This is a genomic window from Bradyrhizobium sp. UFLA05-153, from assembly GCF_054185185.1.
Map to the genome: position 1 here is coordinate 1 of NZ_JBBIAM010000202.1, position 9,186 is coordinate 9,186.

Here is a 9,186-nt window from a genome sequence, read left to right on the forward strand (position 1 = left end):
ATCGACGCGGCCTCACCGGCCTTGAGCGTCCCGATCGCATCTGTCGTGACCTGCTTCATCACGGAGTCGAAGCCAACATCCCCACCCGACTGAACGGCGCCCGCCGCAGGCGCGGTCACCTGCGCTTCAATCGAGCGGGCCACGGCCTGGCCCGCAGAGATGGCAGTGGACGCAATTGCCTCTAACATCGTCAGCTCCTTAGGAGATCGATAGTCATGCCGACCATCGACCGCACCTGTTTCACGACCTGAAGGTTGGCCTCATAGGATCGATTGACCTCGCGCATGTCGGCCATCTCGATCATCATGTTGACGTTGGGCAGCTTGACGTAGCCGGCCTTGTCGGCAGCCGGATGCCCCGGCTCGTATTCGACCCGGTATGGAGTGGTATCGACGCCAACTTCCTTGACTTTGACGAGCTGGCCGCCCGCGGCGCGGTCCATCTCCGCATCGAAGGTCACGGTCTTGCGCTGATACGGGTCGGCACCGGCGGTGCGCCCCGTCGAATTCGCATTCGCGAGGTTTTCCGAGACGATGCGCATCCGCGTCGACTGCGCCTCGAGTCCGGAGCTTGCGACCGCGAGCGAAGCCTGCAGGGAATCCACCATGTCAGGTCACCTCAGGCTTTCACGCCGGTCAGCAGCATCCGGTGGAACGACCGCACGATCGCGGCATTCATCGAATAGTCGCGGTTCACCTCGCCGCTCTTGAGCATCTCCTGCTCCAGGCTGACGGAGTTGCCGGAGTGCACGACGTCCCAGCTGTCTTTCTTGGCGTTGGTTCGCGTGTCGGTCTCGGCCGCGCTCAACTGCATGTGCGACGGCGATGTCGTCGCGAGCCTGACCGGCGTGGCATCGAGGACCTTGTTGAACGGCTCGACGTCACGCGCCCTGAAGCCGGGCGTGTTGACGTTGGCGACGTTCGCTGCGATCGTCGACTGGCGCAGCTCCAGCCATCGGGCTTGCGAGGAAGCAAGTTCAAGCAGATAAAGCGGTCCCACGGCAGCTCCCGATCTCGTCTATGCAGACGAACATAGGAAGTTAAGCTTTTCTCAAGCTTTCGTCGCAAGACCCGTCATTGAACCTTTTCGCTTCGCGGCGCCTTCTGCGATTGCAGGAAATAGATGATCTCGGCGACCGGCCGGAAGAATTCCGGCGGGATCAGCTGATCGACCTGCACCGCCTCGTAGAGCGCGCGCGCCAGGGCCTTGTTCTCGATCACAGGAATCCTGTTCTCTTCGGCCACCGCGCGGATCTTGAGCGCGATCGCGTCCATGCCCTTGGCGAGGACCATCGGCGCCGGATTTTCGTCGCGCTGATAGCGCAGCGCCACCGCAAAGTGCGTCGGGTTCGCGATCACGAGCGAGGCGCGCGATGCAGCCGCGATCATTCGCTGGCGCGAGCGATCGCGCGCCAGCGACCGCAGCCGCGCCTTGATCAGCGGGTCGCCTTCGGCCTGCTTGTGCTCATCCTTGAGCTCCTGCCTCGTCATGCGCAACTCGCGCCGCCAGTGGAAGCGTGCCCAGGCGAGGTCGATCGCCACCAGCACGATGGTCGCGATGCAGATCGCCGAAACGATGCGCATGGCGATGGTCAGGATCATCTCCGGCAACGCCACCGGATCGGTGTACATCGCCTCGAACGCCCTCGCCTCGGAGGATCGCAGCACGAAGCCGACAACCAGGCCCACCGAAACGAGCTTGAAGACCGATTTTGCGAATTCCACGAGCCCTTGCGTTCCGAAGATCCGGCTCCAGCCCTGCGCGGGCGATATCCGCGAAAAATCCGGCTGGATGCGGGCGAGCACCAGCCGCGGCACGTTCTGGAGCAGCGAGGCTGCCAGCCCGAACACCGCGAGAATGAGGACCGGCGGAACCAGGAAGCGCAGCGCCTCCAGCCCGACGACCGACAGGAGGTCTTTCGCGTCCGCGGCCGTTCGCAGGCGAAAGCCGTCGGGGTCGTCGAGCAGAGCTTTCAGGGTCGGAACGAGCTGCTGCACGCCCTGCCCGATCTGGAACGCCTGAATCACCATCAGTGCCGCCATCGAGGCGAAGACGGAGGCCTCCCGAGACACCGGAATCCTGCCCTGCTCGAGGGCATCGCGGATCTTCTTCTCGGTCGGCTCTTCTGTTTTGCTCTCCTGATCGGATGTCTCTGCCATGCTGTTCAGCGGTCAGCGAAAGACCAGCTCATCCTCCTGGTCGGGGTTGAGCTCGATCTCGCCCTTCTCCGCCAGATCGAGCGCGAGGTCGGTGATGACGCGCCGCGCCTCCAGCACGTCGCGCTGGTTCGACGGCTCGCCGATCGCCAGCTCGTGCTCGACGACGCGCCTGACGCGCGAGGCGACGGAGGACAGGATCAGTTCGCGGAAATTCTTGTCCGTGCCCTTCAGGGCGACGACAATACGGTCGGTCGGCACCTGATCGAAGATCATGGTGCGCGCCTTCGGCGTGAGGTTGACCACGTCGTCGAACGTGAACAGCAGCTCCTTGAGTACCTCCGCCGACTTCGGACGCTTCTCCGACAGGCTCTTCAGCATGTCCTCGATGTGACCACGCTCCATCTTGTTGATGATGTCGGCAACCCGCGCATAGGTGTCGGCACCGAGGTTCCGGGCGAAGTTCAGCGTCAGGTCCTCATGCAGCGTCTTCTCGACGATGCGGATCGCGTCGTCGACGATCGGCTTGAGGCTCAGCACCCGCCGCATCAGCTCGTTGCGCAGGCTCGAGGGAAGCTGGCTCATGACCTTGGCGGCACAGGCTGGCTTGACCTTGGAGAGGATCACTGCAGCGGTTTGCGGATGCTCCTTGGACAGGTAGCTCGCCAGCGAGTTCTCCGAGACGGACGACACGCGATCCCAGACCGATCTCGAGGAATTTCCGAGCAGGTCCGACATGATCTGGGAGACCTGCTCGGCCGGCAGGACGTCGCCGAGCACGGCCTCCAGGCCGCCGAGCGTGCCGAGAATATTGGCGCCCATCGAAAACTGCTGGGCGAATTCCTCGACGATCCCTTCCAGCTCCTGCGCCGTGATCGGGCGCAGCTCAGCCGCGGCCTTCGTGACGATGCGGATATCCTGCGGCTCGAACTGCTGCAGGACGCTTGCGGCAGCCTGCCGGCCCATCGCGAGCAGGAGTGCCGCGACTTTCTCTGTTCCTCCCAGCGCAGCAACACCGCGCTGCTTGAGAGGAGCTGCGATGCCCATCGGTTCCGCCACGATCAGGCTTCACCGTGACCGCCCAGCGGCCCCACGATCTCCGTGAGCGACACGCCGAAACGCGAATTGTCTTCTTCGACGACCACGACTTCGCCGCGCGCGACGATACGGCCGTTGACCACGACGTCAACGGGTTCGCCGACCCTGTGATCGAGCGGGACCACCGCACCGCGGCCGAGCTTCATGAGGTTCGCTACCGGCATGGTCGCAGCGCCCAGCACCACCTGCACGGTGACGGGAATGCGCAGGATCGCGTCGACATTGGCGAACTTGCCGGAATCCTCGGCCGTACGCGCCGCGATCTCCGCCAGCCGCTCCAGCGGGGAGGCGTCGATTTGTGCCTCGCCGGACGCCGCCGCCCGGGTGGCAGATGACTCATAATCGAAAGTTTGCGCCATTTGGTCTTGCCTCTTGAAAACGCTCCTCCCGGAGTTCTGCTCCGGAACGATCCCCTTGCCTGCGCGCCGACGCCAGGTGACGACCCCGGCGTCCGCAAGCCGCAGCCTTTACGGCTCACCCGCACCGCTGCAGCCTTTGGTCCCCGCGACACCCTGCGACCGCCGCGCGTCCAGCGCCGTGATTGCCTCGTGAGCCTGATCGATCTTGCTGCTGAGCACGTTGGCCAGCCGACCGAGATTGGCGGTCGAGTCGTGGGCCGCCTTGATCACGGTATCGAAGGCGCCCGCCGTCTCCTGCACGATCGTCGAGAATTCACCCTGGTAGCTGCGCAGCCGCGCCAGCTCACGGTGCATCCGGGTCACCCGCATGCTGGTGAAGGCGAGCGCGACGAGCAGAACCGCATCAACGAGATAGGATATCATCGACAAACTCCCGCTTCTGATCGACGGGATCCGCTACCTGCATGGCATAATAGCCATCGAGCTGGCCGATCTGACACCAGAACAGCACCTGGTTGTTGTTCTCGAGCCTGGCGAGCGTGCGCGGCGTGGCGTTGAGCTCGATGACCTGCCCGACCTGAAACTTTGCGACCTCTCCGAGGGAGAGCACGCACTCGTCCAGCACGGCGTTCAAGGTGACCTCGGTGCGCTGGACCTCGCTCTCCATTTGCCCGCGCCAGTTCGGATCGGCGGCACGGCCGTCCGAGACGACGACATGGGCGAGCTTCTGCCTGAGCGGATTGAGCGCCGAATGCGGGATGATCAGGAACATCTGCCCGCCGCGGTAAAGCGCCTGGAGCATGATGTTGGCGCAAACCGACATATTGCTGCTGCGCCCGATCGCAAGCGAGGCCATCGCGGTCTCGACCCGCTCGAGCTTGAAGGTGACATCGGACGTCGCGGCGAAAGCCGATTGGAGCGCCTTGGCGAAGCGCTCGAACAGCACCTGCACCACGCGCAGCTCGATGTTCGAGAAGGCGCGCTCGACATCGATCGGCGGCTCCGCGCCGTCCGAGCCAAACAGCGCCTCAACCATCGTAAACACGAAATCGCGATCGAGCATGACGAGGACCCGGGCGTCCCATTGCTCGGCATAGAGGACCGCAGCAACCGCATTGCCCTCGTAATCCTTGACGATGTCGCCGACGCGGCCGTTGCTGATGTCGTTGACCGAAAAGTAGCAGGGGGTACCCGCCATCGGCTGAAGACTGTCCGTGCAGGATGCCGCCATGCGATCAAAGATCACATTGAGCATCGGCATGCGGTCGATGGATATGCCCGCCGCATCGAGCAGATAGTTCGGCAGCCGCTTCTGCTGCTCGACGTCGATCCCTTCCATCATCATGCTCTGGCGGCCTTCGGTTCGGCGTCGGCCACGACGGCTTTCGGCCCGGCGATCGTCTCGTTCTCGACCACGTCGATCGACGGCCGCTCCGTACTGGCGATCATCTTGCGGCCGTGCTCGACCGCGATTTGCGGCATGGCACCGTTCATGAAGGCGAGCAGCGTCTGCTTGACGATGATGTAGGGCCGACAGCGCTTCTCGCGGGTCATCTTTATCTTCAGGGCGAACGGCGAGATGATGCCGTAGGAGAGGAAGATGCCGGCAAACGTGCCGACCAGCGCCGCACCGATGAAGCCGCCGAGCAGCTTGGGTGACTGGTCGAGCGCGCCCATGGCCTTGATGACGCCAAGCACCGCGGCAACGATGCCAAGCGCCGGCAACGCCTCCGACACCACGACGAGCGCATTGTAGGGCGTGAGCTTGCTCTTCACGATCGTATGGATCTCCTCGTCCATCAGCGCTTCGATCTCGTGCGTGCGGGCGTTACCCATGATGATCAGGCGCACGTAGTCGCAGATGAACTGCAACAGCGCGGTATCCGCCAGCACGCTCGGGAACGTCTTGAAGATCTCGGAGGATGAGGGATCGTCGATATGCGCCTCGACCTCGTTGCGGCCCTTGCCCCGCAACTCGCGCATCAGCGCGTGAAGGGCGCCCAGGAGATCGAGATAGTAGCGCTCCCCGGGCACCGCCCCGGTAACGGCCTGAACCGCCGCAAGCCCGGTGTCCGCGACGACCTTCCAGGGGTTGGCGACGATGAAGGTGCCGGCCGCCGTGCCGAAGATGATGACGAATTCCCACGGCTGCATGAGCACGGCAAGATGCCCGCCCATGGCGGCAAATCCGCCGAGCAAGGCGGCCACCGTGATGATGATCCCCACGAAACTGCCCAACGCGCCGCTCCATCGCCAATCCCGTCGGCCATGTCTATGCGGCGACGCTTGCGCGAAGCTGGCTTCCCCTGGCCAGCCCCGCGCAAGCTATTCGCGGCAGCTTGGGACGATGTCGCAATGGCGGCCAAAGGGGCGCATGTCATGCTATCCACGATCGCGGACTACACAAGAATAACCAAGGACATGGGCAAGTCGCTGACGCTCATCGCGAAGCAGCCGGATGTCAGCCGCGAGACCGACTATTTCCTCGCCAATATCGGCAAGGTGAAGACTATCGACGACTTCCTGAAGAACTACCGCCTCTACTCCTACGCGATGAAGGCCTATGGCCTCAGCGACATGATCTACGCCAAAGCGTTCATGCGGAAGGTGCTGACCGAGGGTATCGCGACCACGACGACCTTCGCCAACAAGCTCACCGACGCCCGCTACCGGGAATTCGCCGCAGCTTTCAATTTCGCCGCGCTCGGCAGCCAGGCGACCCAGACCACCCAGGCCACCACCGGCACAGCCACCCAGTACGCCACGCAGACGATGGAGCAAAACGCCGGCGATCAGAACGAGGGCCTGCGGCTGGCGCTCTATTTCACACGCAAGGCCTCCTCGATCACGAGCCCGTACCAGATCCTCGCCGACAAAGCGCTGACGCAAGTGGCGCAGACGGCTCTCGGCCTCCCGGCGACCGTCAGTTCGGCCGACATCGACAGCCAGGCCACGATGCTGACGAAGATGATCAAACTCACCGATTTCCAGGATCCGGCCAAGGTCACCAAATTCGTGCAGCGTTTCGCGGCGATGTGGGATGCGAAACAGGCCGCGAGCGACGCCAGCAACGGCAGCTCGACCAACCCCGCGCTGGTCCTGATCGGCGGCGCGTCGACGACTGCCAGCATGGATACCGACATGCTCTCGAAACTTCAGTCCATCCGGCTCGGAAAGTAAGTCATGCAATCGGCTCTTTATGTGGGATTGTCGGCGCAGGTCGCGCTGGAAAAGCGCCTCCAGACGATCGCCAACAACGTCGCCAACGTCAACACATCCGGCTTTCGCACCGACGTCGTGAAATTCGAGACGGTGCTGTCGAAGGCGGGCGCCAATCCCGTCGCCTTCTCCTCGCCCGGCGACAACATCATCTCGCGCGCGGCCGGCAATGTCACCGAAAGCGGCAACCCGCTCGACGTCGCCGTGGTGGGACAGGGCTGGATCGCCTTCGCCGGCCCGAACGGCACGGTCTATACGCGCGACGGCCGGCTCCAGATCGCGCCGAATGGCGACCTTCAGACCGTGAGCGGCTTTCCCGTCATCGATAGCGGCGGCGCGCAGCTCACACTCGACCCGAACGGCGGACCAGTCTCGATCTCGCGCAGCGGCACGATCACCCAGGACAAAAACGAGATCGGCACCATCGGCCTATTCAACATTCCTGCCGACGCCAATCTCGACCGCTACGGCAATTCGGGCGTCGTCCCCGATCGGCCTGCGACCGCGATCTCCGATTTCGGCCGGGACGGCTTCAAGCAGGGCTACGTCGAGGGATCCGGCGCCAATCCGATGCTCGAGCTGACGCGGCTGATGTCGGCGTCGCGCGCCTTCGACGGCACCAATTCGCTTATCGAGGGCACTGAAAGCTCGCTTCAGAACGCGATTCGCACCCTGGGCGACCCCGCCAAATAGCCTTCCCTCTGAGGACTTCCCTTGAACGCTCTCCGGCAAATTGAGTGGGCGCTGCAGGAGCTGCAGCAGAGCACCCCCATTGCAAGCATCAGCGGCGCCATTTCGGAGATCGCGCCGACGCATTTTCGCGTGTCCGGCCTGTCCCGTTTCGTCAAGCTCGGCGAGCTCATCGGGGTGACGTCGGGTGGCCGGTCCCAGATCGGGGAAGTGGTTCGCATCGACGGCGACGGCATCATCGCCAAGCCGTTCGACCGGCAATTCGCGGGCGGGCTCGGCTCGGTCGCATTCCGATTGCCTCCGCTGTCGCTTGCGCCCGATGCGAGCTGGAAAGGACGCGTCATCAACGCGCTCGGCGCACCGCTCGACGGCATGGGCGCGCTGATTCCGGGATCGCGCGCGGTCTCGGCCGAAGCGGAAGCGCCCTCGGCCATGAAGCGGGCGCGCGTCCACAAGCCGCTGCGCACCGGCGTGCGCGTGATCGATCTGTTCGCGCCGATCTGCGCCGGCCAGCGCGTTGGCATCTTTGCCGGCTCAGGTGTCGGCAAGTCGACGCTGCTCGCGATGCTGGCGCGCAGCACCGGTTTTGACACCGTCGTCCTGGCCCTGGTGGGCGAACGCGGCCGCGAGGTGCGTGAATTCGTCGTGGACGTGCTCGGCCACGGCCGCGACCGCGCCATCACGATCGTGTCGACGGGCGACGAGAGCCCGATGATGCGACGGCTGGCGCCGAAGACCGCGATGGCGATCGCCGAGTATTTTCGCGATCGCGGCGAATCGGTCCTGCTGGTGGTCGATTCGATCACCCGGTTTGCCCACGCCTCCCGTGAAGTCGCGCTGGCTGCCGGCGAGCCTGCAGTCGCGCGCGGCTACGCACCGAGCGTCTTCACCGATCTGCCGCGCCTGCTCGAGCGGGCCGGGCCCGGAGAGGAAGGCACGGGCACGATCACTGGAATCTTCTCCGTGCTGGTCGACGGCGATGATCACAACGAGCCGATTGCCGACACCATTCGCAGCACGCTGGATGGACACATCGTGCTCAGCCGGCACATTGCCGACCAGGCGCGTTACCCGGCCGTGGACATTCTCGCCTCGGTCTCGCGCCTTGCGCACTGCGTCTGGGATCCCGAGGAGCGCGAGCTCGTGAGCAAGCTGCGATCCATGATCGCCAAATATGAAGACACGCGCGACCTTCGCCTGATGGGCGGATATCAATCGGGGCGTGATCCGGGGCTCGATCATGCCCTCGACATCGTGCCGAAGATCTACGGCGCGATGCGCCAGGATGCTTCGGCTCCGCCCAGCGCGGATGCGTTTCGCGAGCTGAGAGACGTGTTGAAGGCCGGCTAGCGCTGCCATGCGGCGAATGGGCCTTCGCGCCAAACGCATGACTCGGTGCCCACGCGCGATCTTGGAAGCGGAGCGTCAACACCGCGGCGACCAGAATCGCCGTGCACTGCGGGCATAGCTCGTTGAACTCGATCGGCGCCGCTCCGATGGATTCGCTCATGCCTCAGGCAGAGACGGCGCATGGTAAGGCCGGCTTGCATACAATTCCTGCGCGGGAATGTTGCATATCGCCTCCCGAATTCCGTCAAGTGACGCCTCAAGCAGTCAAACGAGGGTGCATGGCGTCATCTCATGCATCTGTCTCTTATACACAT

12 protein-coding genes are annotated in these 9,186 nt (G+C 64.0%); 3 read left to right on the top strand and 9 right to left on the bottom strand.

The features are described from left to right. The 9 genes from fliE to motA all read right to left on the bottom strand — a co-directional run. On the bottom strand, positions 1-188 hold a 188-nt coding region (fliE, locus tag Q2941_RS48900; protein WP_479684052.1), incomplete at its 3' end, for a flagellar hook-basal body complex protein FliE. A 2-nt stretch (positions 189-190) separates the two neighbouring features. Continuing rightward, entirely contained in the window at positions 191-607 is a 417-nt protein-coding gene (flgC, locus tag Q2941_RS48905) for a flagellar basal body rod protein FlgC (protein WP_027527193.1), read from the bottom strand. Between the two features lie 11 nt (positions 608-618). Then, the gene (gene flgB / locus Q2941_RS48910; RefSeq protein WP_027527192.1) at positions 619-999 is read right to left on the bottom strand and encodes a flagellar basal body rod protein FlgB; all 381 of its coding nucleotides are present in this window, start codon (positions 997-999) and stop codon (positions 619-621) included. A 74-nt stretch (positions 1,000-1,073) separates the two neighbouring features. Beyond that, positions 1,074-2,159 (bottom strand): flagellar biosynthesis protein FlhB, encoded by a 1,086-nt coding sequence (flhB, locus tag Q2941_RS48915; protein ID WP_027527191.1) that lies wholly within the window; start codon positions 2,157-2,159, stop codon positions 1,074-1,076. Positions 2,160-2,171: 12 nt separating this feature from the next. Further along, complete coding sequence (locus Q2941_RS48920) at positions 2,172-3,215, bottom strand: flagellar motor switch protein FliG (protein ID WP_027527190.1); 1,044 nt, start codon at positions 3,213-3,215, stop codon at positions 2,172-2,174. 2 nt (positions 3,216-3,217) lie between these two features. After that, positions 3,218-3,613: a flagellar motor switch protein FliN gene (gene fliN, locus Q2941_RS48925; protein ID WP_027527189.1), complete on the bottom strand. Its 396-nt coding sequence runs from the start codon at positions 3,611-3,613 to the stop codon at positions 3,218-3,220. 108 nt (positions 3,614-3,721) lie between these two features. Continuing rightward, on the bottom strand, positions 3,722-4,036 hold the full coding sequence (locus Q2941_RS48930) for a hypothetical protein (protein ID WP_458197150.1): 315 nt from the start codon (positions 4,034-4,036) through the stop codon (positions 3,722-3,724). Continuing rightward, a complete protein-coding gene (locus Q2941_RS48935; protein WP_027527187.1) occupies positions 4,017-4,958 on the bottom strand; it encodes a flagellar motor switch protein FliM in 942 nt (313 codons plus the stop codon). Before Q2941_RS48935 ends, Q2941_RS48930 begins: the two co-directional genes overlap by 20 nt. Continuing rightward, positions 4,955-5,851, bottom strand: a complete 897-nt coding sequence (gene motA, locus Q2941_RS48940) for a flagellar motor stator protein MotA (RefSeq protein WP_027527186.1) — start codon at positions 5,849-5,851, stop codon at positions 4,955-4,957. The genes Q2941_RS48935 and motA overlap by 4 nt, the downstream gene beginning before the upstream one ends. 141 nt (positions 5,852-5,992) lie before the next feature. Between motA and Q2941_RS48945 the strand changes: the two genes are divergently transcribed. The 3 genes from Q2941_RS48945 to fliI are packed head-to-tail and all read left to right on the top strand — an operon-like array spanning position 5,993 to position 8,872. After that, a complete protein-coding gene (locus tag Q2941_RS48945) occupies positions 5,993-6,793 on the top strand; it encodes a DUF1217 domain-containing protein (protein WP_458197153.1) in 801 nt (266 codons plus the stop codon). A gap of 3 nt (positions 6,794-6,796) precedes the next feature. Beyond that, entirely contained in the window at positions 6,797-7,525 is a 729-nt protein-coding gene (flgF, locus tag Q2941_RS48950) for a flagellar basal-body rod protein FlgF (RefSeq protein WP_027527184.1), read from the top strand. A gap of 21 nt (positions 7,526-7,546) precedes the next feature. Beyond that, on the top strand, positions 7,547-8,872 hold the full coding sequence (gene fliI, locus Q2941_RS48955; RefSeq protein WP_458197152.1) for a flagellar protein export ATPase FliI: 1,326 nt from the start codon (positions 7,547-7,549) through the stop codon (positions 8,870-8,872). The last annotated feature ends 314 nt before the right edge of the window (positions 8,873-9,186 follow it).

Bases quoted from the DNA above. Each gene is read 5' to 3' on its own strand.
- flgF (WP_027527184.1), top strand. From the start codon at position 6,797: ATGCAATCGGCTCTTTATGTGGGATTGTCGGCGCAGGTCGCGCTGGAA.
- flgC (WP_027527193.1), bottom strand. From the start codon at position 607: ATGGTGGATTCCCTGCAGGCTTCGCTCGCGGTCGCAAGCTCCGGACTC.
- Q2941_RS48935 (WP_027527187.1), bottom strand. From the start codon at position 4,958: ATGATGATGGAAGGGATCGACGTCGAGCAGCAGAAGCGGCTGCCGAAC.
- Q2941_RS48945 (WP_458197153.1), top strand. From the start codon at position 5,993: ATGCTATCCACGATCGCGGACTACACAAGAATAACCAAGGACATGGGC.
- fliN (WP_027527189.1), bottom strand. From the start codon at position 3,613: ATGGCGCAAACTTTCGATTATGAGTCATCTGCCACCCGGGCGGCGGCG.
- flhB (WP_027527191.1), bottom strand. From the start codon at position 2,159: ATGGCAGAGACATCCGATCAGGAGAGCAAAACAGAAGAGCCGACCGAG.
- Q2941_RS48930 (WP_458197150.1), bottom strand. From the start codon at position 4,036: ATGATATCCTATCTCGTTGATGCGGTTCTGCTCGTCGCGCTCGCCTTC.